Annotated in this window: 16 protein-coding genes; all 16 read left to right on the forward strand. The window is 28.7% G+C overall.

What is annotated here, in order from left to right:
• Nucleotides 1-2 precede the first annotated feature (2 nt).
• The 16 genes from K0040_RS00820 to K0040_RS00895 all read left to right on the forward strand — a co-directional run bounded on the left by K0040_RS00820 (nucleotide 3) and on the right by K0040_RS00895 (nucleotide 17614).
• Nucleotides 3-821 carry a motility protein A gene (locus K0040_RS00820; protein WP_228107081.1) on the forward strand — a complete coding sequence of 273 codons (819 nt, stop codon included), beginning with the start codon at nucleotides 3-5 and terminating at the stop codon, nucleotides 819-821.
• Nucleotides 811-1515 (forward strand): flagellar motor protein MotB, encoded by a 705-nt coding sequence (locus K0040_RS00825; protein ID WP_228107082.1) that lies wholly within the window; start codon nucleotides 811-813, stop codon nucleotides 1513-1515. Before K0040_RS00820 ends, K0040_RS00825 begins: the two co-directional genes overlap by 11 nt.
• A 1-nt stretch (nucleotide 1516) precedes the next feature.
• A complete protein-coding gene (locus K0040_RS00830; protein ID WP_228107083.1) occupies nucleotides 1517-1909 on the forward strand; it encodes a flagellar biosynthetic protein FliO in 393 nt (130 codons plus the stop codon).
• A complete protein-coding gene (fliP, locus tag K0040_RS00835; RefSeq protein WP_228107084.1) occupies nucleotides 1878-2546 on the forward strand; it encodes a flagellar type III secretion system pore protein FliP in 669 nt (222 codons plus the stop codon). The genes K0040_RS00830 and fliP overlap by 32 nt, the downstream gene beginning before the upstream one ends.
• A gap of 16 nt (nucleotides 2547-2562) precedes the next feature.
• Nucleotides 2563-2832 (forward strand): flagellar biosynthesis protein FliQ, encoded by a 270-nt coding sequence (gene fliQ, locus K0040_RS00840; protein ID WP_018589231.1) that lies wholly within the window; start codon nucleotides 2563-2565, stop codon nucleotides 2830-2832.
• A 3-nt stretch (nucleotides 2833-2835) separates the two neighbouring features.
• Nucleotides 2836-4668, forward strand: coding sequence for a fused FliR family export protein/FlhB family type III secretion system protein (locus tag K0040_RS00845; protein ID WP_228107085.1), 1833 nt, complete (start codon nucleotides 2836-2838; stop codon nucleotides 4666-4668).
• A gap of 22 nt (nucleotides 4669-4690) precedes the next feature.
• Nucleotides 4691-6745: a flagellar biosynthesis protein FlhA gene (gene flhA, locus K0040_RS00850; RefSeq protein WP_228107086.1), complete on the forward strand. Its 2055-nt coding sequence runs from the start codon at nucleotides 4691-4693 to the stop codon at nucleotides 6743-6745.
• A gap of 18 nt (nucleotides 6746-6763) precedes the next feature.
• A complete protein-coding gene (locus K0040_RS00855) occupies nucleotides 6764-7477 on the forward strand; it encodes a sigma-70 family RNA polymerase sigma factor (protein ID WP_228107087.1) in 714 nt (237 codons plus the stop codon).
• 12 nt (nucleotides 7478-7489) lie between these two features.
• Nucleotides 7490-8260, forward strand: coding sequence for a flagellar hook-basal body complex protein (locus K0040_RS00860; RefSeq protein WP_228107088.1), 771 nt, complete (start codon nucleotides 7490-7492; stop codon nucleotides 8258-8260).
• A gap of 17 nt (nucleotides 8261-8277) precedes the next feature.
• Entirely contained in the window at nucleotides 8278-9039 is a 762-nt protein-coding gene (locus K0040_RS00865; RefSeq protein WP_228107089.1) for a flagellar hook-basal body complex protein, read from the forward strand.
• A 21-nt stretch (nucleotides 9040-9060) separates the two neighbouring features.
• Nucleotides 9061-9948 (forward strand): flagellar motor switch protein FliM, encoded by an 888-nt coding sequence (locus K0040_RS00870; RefSeq protein ID WP_228107090.1) that lies wholly within the window; start codon nucleotides 9061-9063, stop codon nucleotides 9946-9948.
• A 3-nt stretch (nucleotides 9949-9951) separates the two neighbouring features.
• Nucleotides 9952-10215 (forward strand): flagellar motor switch protein FliN, encoded by a 264-nt coding sequence (gene fliN / locus K0040_RS00875; protein ID WP_018589238.1) that lies wholly within the window; start codon nucleotides 9952-9954, stop codon nucleotides 10213-10215.
• A gap of 28 nt (nucleotides 10216-10243) precedes the next feature.
• Nucleotides 10244-11374, forward strand: a complete 1131-nt coding sequence (locus K0040_RS00880) for a YeeR family protein (protein ID WP_228107091.1) — start codon at nucleotides 10244-10246, stop codon at nucleotides 11372-11374.
• Between the two features lie 163 nt (nucleotides 11375-11537).
• Nucleotides 11538-13253 (forward strand): methyl-accepting chemotaxis protein, encoded by a 1716-nt coding sequence (locus tag K0040_RS00885; RefSeq protein WP_228107092.1) that lies wholly within the window; start codon nucleotides 11538-11540, stop codon nucleotides 13251-13253.
• 215 nt (nucleotides 13254-13468) lie between these two features.
• Complete coding sequence (locus tag K0040_RS00890; protein ID WP_228107093.1) at nucleotides 13469-15241, forward strand: methyl-accepting chemotaxis protein; 1773 nt, start codon at nucleotides 13469-13471, stop codon at nucleotides 15239-15241.
• Between the two features lie 216 nt (nucleotides 15242-15457).
• Nucleotides 15458-17614 (forward strand): chemotaxis protein CheA, encoded by a 2157-nt coding sequence (locus tag K0040_RS00895; RefSeq protein WP_228107094.1) that lies wholly within the window; start codon nucleotides 15458-15460, stop codon nucleotides 17612-17614.
• Nucleotides 17615-17619: the final 5 nt, after the last annotated feature.

Raw genomic sequence — 17619 nt, forward strand, 5'->3', positions numbered from 1 at the left:
ACATGAAAAAGTCAGACATATTAACTCCTATTGGTTTTTTATTTGTATTAGCTGTTCTATTCTTTGGAATAGCACAAGATAAAGCAGGGGTGGGGGCATTTATAGATATGCCATCCTTTGTTATAACAGTAGGAGGTTCATTTGCTGCAGTATTAATTACATTCTCGTTAGACGATCTAAAACAGATTCCAGGGTCAATGAAAGTAGCTATGCAAATAAACAGAACTAATAAGGTAGATTTAGTTAGTCAATTTAAGGAATTATCTAGAAAAGTTAGAAAAGATGGACTACTATCAATCGAAGATAATGTTGAAGAAATAGAAAATGAATTTATGAAAAACGGATTAGAGCTTGTAATTGATGGTATTGATATGGAAAGTATAGAAGAAATACTAGAAAACCAGATTAATATATTTGAAAGTAAATATGAAAATAGTTCTAAAATATATAAGTTATGGGGAGCTTTTGCACCAGCAATGGGAATGGTTGGTACGTTAATTGGTCTTATACAAATGCTTGCAGGAGGACTTAACGATGCAGCTTCTATTTCATCAGGAATGGCAAAGGCATTAATAACAACTTTTTACGGTACAATACTTGCAAATACAATCCTTAACCCAATAGGATATAATATACAAACTAAGTGTGAAAAAGAAATTCAGCTTATGGAAATGATAATTTGTGGAATAGGAAGTATTCAAAATGGTGAAAGTTCAAGAATTATCGAAGAAAAATTATTAACATATTTAAGTGATTCAGAAAAGAAAAATTACTTTAAAAGAGATGTTGACGATAGTGAGGTAGATGGAGATGTCGCGTAAGAAAAAAAAAGGTGATGATATTAACCCTAATGCGTGGTTGGATACCTATGCAGATACAATAACACTCCTTCTTACATTTTTTATACTTTTATATTCAATGTCATCTGTTGATGCTAAAAAACTAAACGAATTATCAAATGCATTGCAAAGGTCTTTAAAAGGTGATGTTAAAGTAGAAGAACTATCGGATATTAAAGAAATAGCTACTAATAATGAAAAAACCTCAGAGCAAATACAAGAAGATTTAGTAAAAAAGGTAAATGAAACAATTGAAGCAAATTCCTTTACTGATGTTATTAAAGTTAGAGATGAAGATAGAGGGGTAGTACTTCAACTAGATGAAACAATATTATTTGATCCTGGTAAAGCAGATTTGATGAAGAAAAGTCAAAATGTATTAAATATGGTTACAAAAATTGTTAAGGATCTACCAAATGATGTACTGATTGAAGGAAATACAGATGATATTCCTATGTTTAACAAAGAGTTTCAATCTAACTGGGAATTATCAACTGCAAGAGCAGTAAGTGTTGTAAAGTATTTTGTTTCAGTTAAAAAATTAGACCCAACAAGATTCTCGGTTAAAGGATATGGTGAGTATAAGCCTTTAGTAGAGAATAACTCTACAAAAAATCGAACAATAAATAGAAGAGTTGATATATTAATAGTTAAGGAACAGCAAAAGGAGAAATAAAATGGACAATATACTAAAATATATTATAAATTTAATAGTATTTGTACCTTTTACCATTGCTTTAATAATAATAACTATAAGACTTAGTAAATCAAGCATTAATGGAATAGCAAAAAACAAATACATAAAAGTTTTAGAAAGAACAAATTTGAATAAAGATACAGAATTATATGTTTTAAAAGTAGGTGATGAAGGTTGTGTTATAGTTTCATCACCTACCAAGACAGATACAATAAAAGAGCTTACAAGTCATCAAATAGAAGAAATAGAAAGAAAACAAGAAGAGGTTAAAATTAATAATAGAAATAATATGAATTTAAAATTAAAAGACATAAAAAAATTTAGATTAAAGGAGATAAAAAATGAACGAAATAATACAAATGATTTCAAATAATCAACAAGAACTCACTCCTTTAATAGAACTATTTATTGTTATGACCCTTATGATGTTTTTGCCAACAATGGTTTTTATGATGACGAGCTTTATAAGAATCATCATTACATTTTCATTTATTAAGTCGGCTTTAGGTGCTACACAATCTATTCCAAATCAAATATTAATTGGAATAGCGTTGTCATTAACAATTTTTATTATGGCTCCTACAATAAACTCCATAAATAATGAAGCGATTAAGCCCTATATGAATGAAGAAATAAAATTTGATGAGGCAGTAGAAAAGGCACAAATTCCTATTAAAAAATTCTTGCTAAATCAAACAAGAGAAGATGATTTAAAGCTATTTATAGAAGGTGCTGATATAGATAAAACTAATTTAAATAGAGAGAATGTACCGCTTAGTGTATTAGTACCAGCATTTGCAATAAGTGAATTAAAAACTGCTTTTCAGATAGGGTTTTTAGTTTATTTACCATTTTTACTAATAGACTTGGTAGTTTCAAGTACCCTAATGTCAATGGGGATGTTCATGCTTCCGCCAGCTATGATATCTTTGCCATTTAAATTATTGTTATTTATTATGGTAGATGGTTGGAATTTATTGATTAAATCTTTGTTATTAAGTTTCAAATAGTTAGGAGGAAAGTAGTATGTCAGAAAATATGGTAATGAGTATAGTAAAAGAAGCATTATATACAAGCATGTTAGTTGGGGGACCTATTTTAATTTTATCGTTGCTAGTTGGTTTACTTGTAAGTATATTTCAAGCAACGACACAAATTCAGGAGCAAACACTAACATTTGTTCCAAAAGTAATAGTAATAGCATTAACATTGGCACTAGGTGGAAACTGGATGTTAAATGAGATTATTAAATTTACAACTAAGATTATGAACATGATAGCTGTTATAAAGGGATAAAAAATGTTATTCATATTTATTAGAGTAATAACATTTTTTTCTTCTCTTAATATTTTATTTCCAGCGGGAACCCCAAACACTTTTAAAGTATGCTTTTCAATATTAATGTCTATTATAATATCCTCTGGCGTTAATATTGATGTCAATGTACTTAATACATTTGACTTAATTAGATTAGTAGCAATGGAAACTGTAAATGGATTACTTTTAGGTTATATAACAAATTTATGTTTTAATAGCTTGAAAATAGCCGGTAGTTTAATTGATCAGCAAATAGGCTTGTCAATGAGTAGTATTTACGACCCAAATAGTAAAGAACAAGCAACTTTGATAGAAAATCTTATGTACTGGATGGGTATAATTATATTCTTTAGTATGAACGGTCACCACAAATTAATAATAGGCATACAGGAAAGTTTTCATTTAATAAAAATAGGTGAAAATTTAATACAAAATAATTTTTACTACATTGTACATGTATTTGTACAGTGCTTTACTATAGGATTTAAAATTGCAGTTCCGGTCATATTATCACTTATATTTACAGATTTAATAATGGGTCTTATATCTAGAAGTGTACCCCAATTAAATGTAATGATAATAGGAATGCCTTTGAAGATGCTTGTTGGTGTGGTTTTCTTTATGATAGCACTTCCGTTTATAATAACAGAAATACATAACTTATTAAATAAAATACCAGATATATTAGATGGAACCCTAAGTATGGTTAATAGTAATATGATGACCTCTATGGGGCCAGTAGGTATAGTATTATCAATGGGGAGTGACAAAACAGAAGAGCCCACAGCAAAGAAAAAAAGAGATGCTAGAAAAAAAGGAAATATTGCAAAAAGTAAAGAGGTAACAACGGCTATAACTCTAGTGGCTATGCTAATAATAATTTTTACTATGTCTGATTATGTAATATTAGAAATTAAAAATTTTATGATTAACTTATTTAGTAGTAATTTTAGCATGAACTTTGAAGGTGGAGTAATATTAAATTCACTTGGAAGTAAGATTTTACTTTCATTTATGAAAATATTTTTACCAATAGGGTTTATCATAATGATATTTGGCGTAATCGGAAATCTTATTCAATCAGGTATGTTATTTACAGGAGAAGGACTTAAACCACAATTTTCAAAGTTAAATCCAATAAATGGATTTAAAAATATGTTTTCCCTTAAAGCTTTAGGGACTTTAGTTAAAAGTGTAGCTATTATAAGTGTATTATTATATATCGGTTATTCTTTTATGAATAAAAACTTTGAAGGAATTATGAAAAGTGCAGATATTTATCTTCCATATCTTTTAAATACAATAATTGAACTTATAAAATCATTACTTGGAAGAATATGTTTAGCTGTTGTTTTAATAGCAGTAGTAGATTATGGATATCAACGATTTACTCATAATAAAGAGTTAAAAATGACTAAGCAAGAAGTAAAAGAAGAATATAAACAGATGGAGGGAGATCCTCAAGTAAAAGGAAAAATAAAACAAAAACAAAGAGAAATATCTAATCGTAGAATGATGCAAGCAGTGCCTAGCGCAACAGTTATTGTAACAAATCCTACACACATATCTATAGCAATTAAGTATGAGAAAGGGATAGATTCTACTCCAAGAGTAGTTGCCAAGGGGGCAGATGTTGTAGCATTTAAGATAAGAGAAGTTGCTAAAGAGCATGATATACCAATTATTGAAAATAAACCACTTGCAAGACTTATATATAAAGAGGTTGATATAGATAAGGAAATACCAGAAGAAATGTATCAAGCAGTGGCAGAAGTATTGGTTGCAGTTTATAAAATCAAAAACAAATATAAATAGTTATTAAAGAGGTTAAAAATAGATGGAAAAATTAAATTATAATAAACGATTTGACGTAATAGTTGGATTTGGAATAATTGGTATTGTTTTAATGATAATAATACCCTTACCGACATTTTTATTAGATATAATGCTAGCAATAAATATATCATTTGCAGTATTAATATTACTATTAACTCTTTTATCAACTGATATATTACAATTATCAATATTTCCAACAATATTGCTTGTTACCACATTATTTAGAATAGCCCTAAATATATCGTCAACAAGGTTAATATTAGGGCAAGGTTATGCAGGAAATGTAATAGAAGCCTTTGGTAGTTTCGTTGTTGGGGGAAATTATGTAGTAGGGGTAATTATATTCTTGATTATAGTAATTATCCAAATGGTAGTTATAACTAGTGGATCAAGTAGAGTATCAGAAGTTTCTGCAAGATTTACATTGGATGCAATGCCAGGTAAACAAATGAGTATAGATGCAGACTTAAATGCTGGAATGATAGATGAGAAGACAGCAAGAGAAAGAAGAAGAAAACTACAACAAGAAGCAGGATTTTATGGGGCTATGGATGGTGCTTCAAAATTCGTGAAAGGTGATGCAATAGCAGGAATAATTATAACTTTAATAAATGTACTAGCAGGTATGGTAATTGGAGTTATGATGTTAGATATGAGTTTTTCAGATGCGGTCCAGACATATATAAGACTTACAATAGGTGATGGACTTGTGAGTCAAATACCAGCATTATTGATATCTGTTTCGGCAGGTATGTTAGTTACGAGAGCCGATAGTGATGAAAACTTTGGTAATTTATTTGGAAAACAGTTAATGTCTATTCCAAAAGCTATAGGGATGACAGGGGCAGTATTAATCTTAATGGGGTTTATTCCAGGACTTCCTAAACTATCATTTTTTGCTCTAGGATTAGGAGCAATATTAATTGCATTTTTATTAAATAAAGAGGAAAAAGAAAATCAAAGAGTGTTAGAAAATGAAGTATTAGAAAAAAATGATGCACCACCTAGTATAGAAAATGCTGAGGATGTATCTAGCTATATAAATGTTGAGCCAATTGAGGTAGAGATTGGATATGGTTTAATACCACTTGTTGATGAATCTAGTGGAGGGGACTTACTTCAAAGAATTATATCAGTAAGAAAGCAATGTGCTATAGATATGGGAATAATAGTTCAGCCAATTAGAATAAGAGATAATTTACAACTTAATCCAAATCAATATAGCATAAAGATTAAAGGAAACGTTGTCGCAGTATACAACTTAATGCCTAATATGTTACTTTGTATGAACCCTATGGGACTAGCTATGGATATTGATGGAATACAAACAAAAGAACCAACATTTGGAATTGATGCACTGTGGATAAAAAAAGAAAAGGCAGAAGAAGCAGAATTATGTGGATTCACTATTGTTGATCCAACAACTATATTAGTTACTCACTTACTTGAAATAATAAAAAGTAAATCTCATGAGTTGGTTGGAAGACAAGAAGTTAAAGAGATAATAGATGTAACTAAAGAGAGATATAGTGCAGTTGTAGATGAGCTAATACCAGATTTATTGACCTTAGGTGAAGTGCAAAAAGTATTCCAAAACTTACTTAGAGAGAAAGTAGCCATTAAGGATAGGGTTACGATATTAGAAACACTTGCAGATCATGCAAGAAATACTCGTGATATAGAACTTTTAACAGAATATGTAAGAATGGCAATGAGTAGAAGTATATGTTCAGATTTAGTGGATGAAAACAATTCTATGACAGTTGCAACACTATCTTTAGAATTAGAAAATATGATTAGCAATAATCTACAAAGATCTGTAAATGGAACTTATCCAGCAATTGATCCAGATACAACAAATTATATATTTAAAAATATACAAAATATAACTGAAGATATAAGTTTCAATAATAGACCTATATTATTGGTATCTCCAAAAATAAGAGCACCATTTAGAAAATTAATAGAAATGGTATTTCCAAACGTAGTAATTTTATCACTTAATGAAGTACCAAGTGATATACAGATAAAATCTCAAGGAGTAGTTTGTATATAGTTAAGGGGGGAATATATAGTGGATACACATGAACAAGAAGAACTTATTGTAAATAATATGTCTCTTGTGAGGCACATAGCATCAAAATACTACACAAATAGAATTGGAATGGAATATGAAGATTTAGTAAGTTATGGAGTCATGGGGTTAATTGATGCAAGTACAAAGTTCGATAAAAATAGAGGTGTAAAATTTTCAACATTTGCATCTATTAGAATTTCATCATATATAATTGATGAAATAAGAAGGCATTCCCCTATTTCTAGAACTTACACAAGTAAAATAAAAGAATATAATAAATGTGTGGAGGATTTACAAAATACCTACTATAGGCAACCTAGTTTGGAAGAAATATCAAAATATATGGATATATCTATAAAAGAAGCAAATGACATAAAATTGAAGATGATGAACAGAAGTAATGTATCTTTAGACGGAGTAATATACGAAGATGAAAGTGAAGTTAAACTTATAGATACAATAAAAGAAAAAGAGGAACAATCACCTAGTGCTATTATTGAAAAACAAGAGCTTCAAGAAGTAATGGCAAGGGCAATAGATAATTTAAAAGAAAAGGATAAATTAGTATTATCCCTTTATTATTATGAAGAGATGACATTAAAAGAAATAGGACTAGTTTTAGGAGTATCAGAATCAAGGGTATCACAACTAAATACAAGGGCAATTTCAAATTTAAGAGCAGAGATGAAAAGAATAAAATATATAGACTAAGAAAGGGAAAATATGTTAAGAGGATTATATACATCAGTATCATCAATGTTAACACTTCAATCTAGACAAGGTATTATTACTAATAATTTAGCTAATATAAATACTACAGGATACAAGCAAGAAACTTTACTTGGTAAGAGCTTTGATGAAGTTATGTTATCAAATAATGATAATTACAAAAATGGAAAAGCAAATAAGCAGATATTAGGAAATATGAGTTTTGGTGTGAGAATTGATGATACATTTACTAACTATAGCCAAGGAACTAATGTCTCAACGGAAAATAATATGGATTTTGCAATAGAAGGTAATGGATTTTTTGAAGTTATGGATAATCAAAATAATAGGTATTATACAAGAAATGGTGATTTTAGCGTTGATTCACAAGGATACTTAATAACAAGCTCAGGTCATTATGTTTTAGGAGTTAATAATACAACTGGAGCGACAGAGCGTATCAATGTAGGTAATAATATTATGTCTGTTACTTCCGATAACAGAATTAATATTAATGGTCAAGAAAGATATAGATTTAGAGTAGTTGATTTTCAAAACTACGATAACTTAGAGAATGTTGGAAATGGAGTTTATACAGGTACAAATCCAAGAAATGGCACAAATTTTAATGTAAAGCAAGGTTACTTAGAAAGTTCAAATGTAGATTCTATAAATTCAGCAGCTTTACTTATGGAAACTGTAAATGAATTTGAAGCTAACCAAAAAGTAGTGCAAGCGATGGATTCTATACTATATAAAATAGCTAATGAAATAGGAAGAGTATAAGATATGGGGGAAAGAATATGTACAATATATTACGTACTAGCACATCTGGTATGATTGCAAATCAAGAAAAAATAAATATTGCATCTAATAATATAGTAAACTCTCAAACAACAGGTTATAAAAAATTAGATGTAGGATTTTTAGACTTATATACAAAATCCTTAGAGAGTAATTATAATCCTCATAGTTCAAATGGTAGTTTGACAGGTACAGGGACAAAAATAGCAGAAGCAACTAGGAATATGGTTCAAGGTCCTTTGAAAAATACTGGTATAAATACTAATTTAGCAATAGATGGTGAGGGTTATTTTTGCCTGATTCGACCTGATGGGAGCCATTGTCTTACAAGAAATGGAGATTTTAGTTTAGATGCAAATGGAACCTTAGTGGATGCAAATGGTAATAGAGTAGATATTACATACGCTAATGGATACAATAGAGGAAATGTTGATTTATCAGATGGAAAATTAAATATAAATAAAGAAGGACAAATATACCTAGACGACAAAATGGTGGGAAGAATTAATTTATATGTTACAGAAGGTACAAATGATTTGATTTCAGTTGGTGATAGTTTATTTGCTTTAAAAGAGGGAGCAAATATGTATGCATATAATGAAGCAGATATTAGACAGGGACATGTTGAAATGTCTAATGTGAATTTATCAAGTGAAATGACTGACTTAATTACGGTACAAAGAGCCTTTCAATTTAATAGTAAAGGCATACAGGCTGTAGATGATATGTGGAGTATGATTAATAATCTTCAATCAAGATAAGAAAGGTAAAAGGAAAATACTATGGTACAGGATATAAAAAAATATGATTTTAAAAAACCTCAAAGATATTCTTCCGACAATATGAGATTCGTATCTGTTATCGCAGAGGAATTTTGTAAAAATATTAATATATTTATGAATTATGAATTAAAACAAAAAGATATAGTTTGTAAGGTAGAAAAGATAGAACAAACAAACTATGAAGAATTTACAAACATGGTAACTTCTGATTCTGTTATAGTAGAACATGCAATTCAGCCTTTAGTAAGTGGTCTTATATATCAAATAGATAAAGGTATAGCTCTTACTTTTATAGATTGTATGTTAGGTGGAGATGGTAAATTTGACGATTATACTAGGGAACTTACAGAAATTGATAAGCAGTTAATTCATCATGCTAGTGAAAATTTTTTGACGAAACTTCATGTAGTTGAAGGATGTGAATACAGAGAAGTTTTAGAGGTTCACTTAAACCTTGGCTCTAGTAAAAAATATCCAGTAAGTGAGTCAGTTTTAATTGCTCACATGAAAATGATGCATGATGATAAAGAAGTAGGAAAAATGAGATTTTGTAAGCCATATAGCTGTATGGAACCAATATTACCACAATTAGAAACAAAAAAACTTTTTAAAAGTAAAAATATTGATTATGACTTTGAATTTACAAATGCAATATATAATAATGTTTACGCTGCTAGTACAGATATTGTAGCCCTATTAGGTAAATCAGAGATTAAGGTTCAGGAATTACTAGACTTAAACGTTGGAGATGTAATAAAGTTAGATTCCAAAATAGAGGAAGAAATAGAACTTTATATTGCAGGATCAAAATCTTTTAAATGTAAACCAGGCTTAATAGAAAATAAAAGAGGTGTGGTAATTGTTGATAGCATTGGTAAGGAGGAATAAAGTATGGCAGAAAATTTTGATAGAGTTTTAGATATAGAATTAGAGATAAGCACAGTATTAGGAAGAACGAAGATGACATTAAAGGATGTTTTTGAGCTTACAAAAGGATCTTTAATAGAGTTAGATACACTAGAAAATCAGGAACTTGAGATATTTGTAAATGGAAGAAAAATTGGTTATGGAGAGGCTGTGATCGTAGATCAAAATTTTGGGATAAGAATAACAAGTATTCTAGGAGAAGAAGAGCTTGTTAAAACTTTAGAATAATATCTACATAGCAAAGGATGGAAAATTTATGGCGAAAATGTTAAAGAGTAAATATAATAGTACAGGTGAACGATGTGTAGATGCTTGTTTAAATTATGGAGAACTTAGATATGTTAATAAAGATGGATCGCCTATAAAGATAGAAATACCTTGTGACAAATATGAAGAAGCTATAAGTGATTTCTTGGAAAGAATTAAAGAGGGTTTGACTGTAGATCCGGATATAGATCCAAGTAAAGTTTTAAAGAGGGGTACTATAACATATAATCAAGCAAAAGATATATCATATGAAGGAAAAATTAAGGGAATAGAGATATTTACGATAGATGAAAGTATAGAGTGTGAACATATTCTAGGAATATCTGGTAGTATAGAGTACGCTTTAGCAATATGGAATGGAGATAGCAAAGAAAGTGCATTAAAAAAATCAATAATAAGAGCCACTACAGTGTATGGTGAAGATTTTATAAAGGAGTTAGAGTTAACTGATATAATAGGTGAGGATGAATGTAGTAGATTTTGTGACAAAATTAACTACTTAAAAAAAGTAAATAATTTAGATTTATATAAACCATTAGATGTTATGATAGATGATGATATTGGTGAAGATGATGACTTAAAAACAAAGAAAAAACTAATGAAAAATATAAAAACAGCCTCATTAATTGGAGGATTAACATTAGCAATTATAATAATACAGATAATAACTAATGGTGGCACATTTAAGGATAATCTATATTTATTTTTACCTATTTTTATAATATCTTTTGCAATGAGTATATTAGTAGTATTTTATTTAAAGATAAGTAAATATATAACTGAGCAATATGCTAAAAATAAAGGCCAAACAATAATGGAAATGTTTAATGAAGAGCTGGAAAGAATAACATATGATAATATATTAACGGAAAAAGAATGCAAAGTTATTTTACATAATATAACTAAAGGAGAAATTTCAAAACTATTGTCAGAAATGAAAGGTAGTGTAAATAAAAAAGTATCATGTAATGCATTAGTAAAAAATGAAACACGATTTGTATTAGATGAAAGAAAAAGTATTATATTGCCAAGTGAGATTGAAGTTAAAAAATGTATGGAAAAGTTTATGCTTTCGTATAAAGAAAAATTTAGCAAAGAGGAAACTGTAAAAACTACTTAAATAATAAAGTGTATAAGTAAAGTAAAATTTAACTTATACACTTTTTTAGTAAAAAAATATTTTTATTGAAAATTGGTGTTAAATAAATTGAAAAGTATCCGTAGTATTAATAAATAAAATAATAAGGTAAATAAATTTTGACAAGAATTATGGGGGAGAAAAAATGAATAGAAGATTTACAAACTTAAAAATTGGGAAAAAAATGGTTTTGAGTTTTGGAATGTTATTAATAGCTTTCGCAATTATAGGCACATTATCTTTGAGGAATCTAAGAGTAATAGGGGGACATACAGTTGATTTATTTGAAGGACCATATCAATTGACAAATGAAGCAATGGCAATTAGAAGAGGTATTACTTCTGTTGATCAAAATATAGCTTATGCATTGGTTGAAAAAGATATTTCAAACTTTGAAGCACCTATTAGTGAATTTTTTAATGGTTTATATGAAAGAATAGAGAAAATAAAAAGTAATCCTAAAGCAGATGTTGACTTAGCTAAAAAATTAGAAACTTCAGTTGGAAATTTTCAACAAGAATATGAAAAAATAAAGGGCGTTATAAATGATGGGAATACAAAAACAATAAATAAATTAATTGTTGATGAAAAGAGCGATTATTTTTTAGCTTATATGGATGTGGCAGAAAATGCAGAAAATCTTTACAATAGTGAAATGGAAAAAGGAATTTTATTCAAAGAGAATGTTAATAAAAAGGTAAGAAAAGTTTGGACAATATGCGTAGTAATGTCTGTATGTACTATTATAGGTGCTATATTAATAGGTATATATATTACAAGAAAAATAAGACAGCCTATTGAAGAATTAGAAATTGCAGCAAATAAAATGTCACTAGGTGATTTTGATATTGAGATAGACTATGAATCAGAAGATGAACTAGGAAGTTTATCTAATAGTATGTTGAAAATGAGTAATGAAACAAAGGCTATAATTGATGATGTGGTTAATGTACTAAAAGAAATTGCATCAGGTAATTTTGATGTTGAACCTAAAATAGAATATATTGGCGTATTTAATAATATTGAAAAATCTTTAGCTCACATTACTAATGAATTAAGTGATACAATGTCACAAATAAATGTAGCATCAGACCAAGTTCAATCAGCATCAGATCAAGTTGCAAGTGGAGCACAAATGTTATCACAAGGTACTACAGAGCAGGCAGGATCAATAGAAGAGCTATCTGCGACTATAGCTGAGATATCAAATCAAGTAAAAGAAACAGCAAAAAATGCACAAGAAGCAAATGTATTGTATACAGATGCAGGTAGAGAAGTAAAAGATGGTAATGAAAAGATGAAGAATATGATTGTTGCCATGGATGAAATATCATCTACATCAAATGAAATAGGAAGAATAATAAAAACAATTGATGATATAGCTTTCCAAACTAATATATTGGCATTAAATGCAGCGGTAGAAGCAGCTAGGGCAGGAGAAGCAGGTAAGGGATTTGCAGTAGTGGCAGATGAAGTTAGAAATCTAGCAGAAAAATCAGCACAAGCAGCTAAAAATACTTCAACACTAATAGAGAATTCTATAAATGCAGTTGAAAATGGTACTAGTATAGTTGATAATACATCCCAATCTTTACAAAGAATATTGGATAAAACTAATAAAGTAGTTTCTTTACTTGATAGAATAGCAAAAGGATCTGAAGAAGAATCAGATGCCATTAATCAAGTTACTTTAGGATTGGAACAAATTTCAGCAGTAGTTCAAACAAACTCAGCAACAAGTGAGGAAAGTGCGGCTGCAAGTGAAGAACTAAGTGGACAAGCTCAAATATTAAAATCTTTAATAGATGATTTTAATTTAAAAAACAAAAACGATGATACAGTTTTAGATTTTAATATTTAAATATTATAACTAATTAGAATCTTAAATACATTTATTTATAATAAAAAAGCTGGTTTCTTAATTAATGGAGAAATCAGCTTTTTGCGTTGACTTAACAGCCAACAATAAAATTTTTATATATAGTTGTTTATTATTTTAATAAAGTAAATTATGATTTTTCCGTATATTATAAAAGGTTTACAATTGTAGAGGAAAAAGTTATGGAGGAATAAATTATGAAACAATTTAGTTTAAAAGAATTTGATTTTAAAGAGATGAAAATTGGGAAAAGATTGGGAATGGCATTTGCTATTGTACTTATAATGTCGACTTTAGCGTGTCTTTATACTTTAAACAATTTAAAGAAAGCTGGAGAAATGTCACATAATATTTATGCAGGTCCCTATCAACTCACAAATCAATCTATGGGAATACGTAGAGATTTAGTATCAATATCAAGACAAATTAATGAGGCGTTTGCGAATAAGGAACATGAAGAGCCAAGAAAAATAATTTTAAATGATTTTGAAAGCATAAGTGAACGAATAGAAATAATTAATAATACACCTACAACAAATAGTGTGATAAAAGAAGATGTAAAAAAATTAGAAAAAGAAATAAGCTTAGTTAAAGAAGAATATGAAAAAATTTATAAAGCCACACAAAAAGAAAATTTTAGTGGGTTATTAGCTGATATTGATTCTAGTAGATATTCAACTTTATTTAACAGTTGTACTCAAAGTTCTGTTAATATTTATGATGAAGCTGAAAAGATAGCTAAAGAATACGATAGTATGGTGTCAAGTAGTATAAAAAAAGCAGCAATAATAGCACTGGTACTTTTATTAATAGCAGTTGGTATTGGTATAGTAGTATGTATAAAAATTACAAAGAGAATTAAAGAACCAATTGAAGAAATAGAAATAGCTGCAAACAAAATGGCTGAAGGTGATTTTAATATAGATATAACTTATGAATCACAAGATGAATTGGGAGTATTATCTGAAAGTATGCGTAAGATGAGTAAGGAAATAAACGTAGTTGTTGAAGATGCTGTTGACATATTAAATGAAGTTTCCACAGGTAACTTTAATATAGAACCTAAGGTAAAATATGTTGGAGTATTTAGCCATATTGAAAATTCTTTAAATAAAATTACAAATGAGCTAAGTGATACAATGTCACAAATATTTGCAGCATCACAAGAGGTTGAGACAGCATCAGAACAAGTGGCAAGTGGAGCACAAATGTTATCACAAGGGACAACGGAGCAAGCTGGTGCCATAGAAGAATTATCAGCTACAATAGTTGAAATATCTAATAAAATTAAAAATACAGCAAAAAATGCAGGGGATGCTAACGAGCTTTCTATAAGTGCAGGACAAGAAGTGGAAGAAGGAAATGGTAAAATGAAGGAAATGGTAAATGCTATGGAAAAAATATCCTTTACATCTAATGAAATAGGAAGAATAATAAAAACAATAGATGATATAGCATTCCAAACAAATATATTAGCATTAAATGCAGCGGTTGAAGCAGCAAGAGCAGGTGAAGCTGGTAAAGGATTTGCAGTGGTAGCAGATGAGGTTAGAAATCTGGCAGCAAAATCAGCAGAAGCAGCAAAAAATACAGCAACATTAATAGAAAATTCTATAAAGGCAGTGGATAATGGAAGTTTAATAGTTGATAATACAGCAGAGTCACTACAAAGAATAATAGATAAAATTTATCAAGTTATTGTTTTAATAGATGATATCGCAAAAGCATCAGATGAAGAAGCAAATGCAATTACTCAAGTAACTTTAGGAGTAGAACAAATTTCACAAGTAGTTCAAACAAACTCAGCAACAAGTGAGGAAAGTGCAGCCGCAAGTGAAGAATTAAGTGGACAGGCTCAATTATTAAAATCACATATTGATAGATTTAATTTAAAAGAAGATTCTAATTTTCAGGATACTATAAATTTCCAAGACGATTTAAATATAAATAACAACTCACTAAATTTCTAAAAATATTTTAGATATTAATATAAAAATTAGAAAACTAAAATTGATTTAAATACTGATAAAGTAATTTATTTATAAAACTAAAGAATAAAATTGTTTATCCGTATAGTATATAAATGAATTATGAGAAAAGATTATATTTAATTTGATTTAATAGTTGTATTAAATAACAATGAAAAAATTAAACCTATTAAATTTTTATTATAAAAGGAGACAGATATGAGTGGAATAGATTCTATGAATGAATTTTATGTGCAAGAAAATATGCAGCTATTAGAGCAATTAGAAGAAATTTTACTTGTAGATCATTCAGATACTGGAGGATTGGCGAAGGAAGAAATAGAAGAAATTTTTAGGGCTATGCATACGATAAAAGGTTCTTCTGCCATGATGGGATATGATAGTTTAACAACTCTAACACATTGTATAGAAGATGTATTTGATGAAATACGTAAAGGACTTGAGGTTTCTGCTGAAAAATGGGAACAAATAATAGATGTTGTATTACTAATTATTGATTTTCTTAAAGAAGAAATTTCTAATATTCAGCAGGGGTTGCTTCCAGAATCGAGTATAGATGAGCTACACGATAAAGTTTTAAACTTATTGAAAGATAATGAAAAAGACAGTGATGAAAGTACATTAGATATGGACTTTAATTTAGTTGAAGAAGATATAAATCATCAAACTAAAGAGGATAATGATGAAAGTGAACTAATAGGCAGTGAAAAAAAATATTGCATAAAAGTGTTATTTGAAAATGGGTGTGGAATGGAAGGTATAAGGGCACTTGGTGTAACAACATCAATAGAAGACTTATGTACTATAAATGAAACTATACCTGCAGATTTAATGGGAGATTGTGATGAAGAAATAATTAAAGATGGATTTACAATGTATGTAAAAACTGAAAATGATAAATCTGCCTTAGAAAAATGTCTTCAAGAAACAATGTTTTTAAAGACTTTACAAATTACTGAAGTTTCTAAATCTGCAAATAAAGTAGAAGAAATTGAAGAAGTTGATGAAGTTAATTTAAAGCCTGATGAAGAAGTAGAAATTGCTACTGATACTAAAGAGAAAGAAGTAGAAATTGTAGAAAAAAGTACTGAAATAAATAAAATTAATGAAGATTTAAAGAGCAATAAAGATAATACTAAAGAAGTTGAAAGTAATAAAAAAGATAAAGTAAGTCATACAAAAAAAGAAAATAAAAATAGCTATTTAACAGTTAATATAGACAAGATAGATAGTCTTATGAATTTAGTAGGAGAAATAGTAACAACTGAATCTATGGTTGAAAAACAATCTCAATTAGAAAATTTTGATCCAGATAATTTTGAAAAACAAGCAAGAAGACTACATCAGTTAACTAATGAATTACAAGATGTTGTCATGTCTATTCGTATGGTACCTATATCATCAACTTTTACTAAAATGCAAAGAGTAGTAAGAGATATGAGTAAGAAAACTGGTAAAAAGGTTGATTTGGTTTTAATAGGAGAACAAACAGAAGTAGACAAAAATATATTAGAAAATATATCAGATCCTTTAATGCATATGGTAAGAAATAGTATGGATCACGGTATTGAAACTCCAGAGGAAAGAAAAAACACAACAAAACCAGAAAAAGCAACTGTAACATTAGAAGCAAAAAATACTGGTGGAGATATTCTAATAATAATAAAAGATGATGGAAGAGGATTAAATAAAGAAACAATTGTTAATAAAGCAATTGAAAAAGGAGTAACTAGCAAGAGTATTAATGAAATTAGTGATAAAGAAGCATACAATTTCATATTAGCACCAGGATTTTCTACAAAAGAAGCTGTAACTGAGTATTCAGGTAGAGGGGTAGGTATGGATGTTGTCTATACAAATATTCGTAAGTTAAGAGGTTCTATTAGTATAGATAGTGAGTATGGAAAAGGAACTACATTTACAATACGTATTCCGCTGACATTAGCCATAGTAGATGGTATGAAAATTAAAAATGATGATGAAACATATATTATTCCTTCACTTAACATAAAAGAAGTATTTAGGTATGGAGCTTATGATATTGTTGAAAACCCAAATGGAGAAGAACATAGTATCATAAGGGGAAATTGTTATAAAATTTGTAGATTATCAAAAATTTTAGGGTTAAGTGATATAAAAAAAGAAGATGGAATTATGATTTTAGTAGAATCTGAGATGGGTAATATCTGCTTAATTGTAGATAGTATTTTAGGACAGCAACAAGTTGTAATCAAACCAATACCTACAATACTAACTCAATTTACAGGAGTACAATCCTATTTGGCAGGATGTTCTATTTTAGAAGATGGCTCTATTAGTCTTATACTAGATGTTAATGCTATGATACATAGATAGGATAT

It is taken from the genome of Terrisporobacter petrolearius (assembly GCF_020748185.1).
Lineage (GTDB): Bacteria > Bacillota > Clostridia > Peptostreptococcales > Peptostreptococcaceae > Terrisporobacter > Terrisporobacter petrolearius.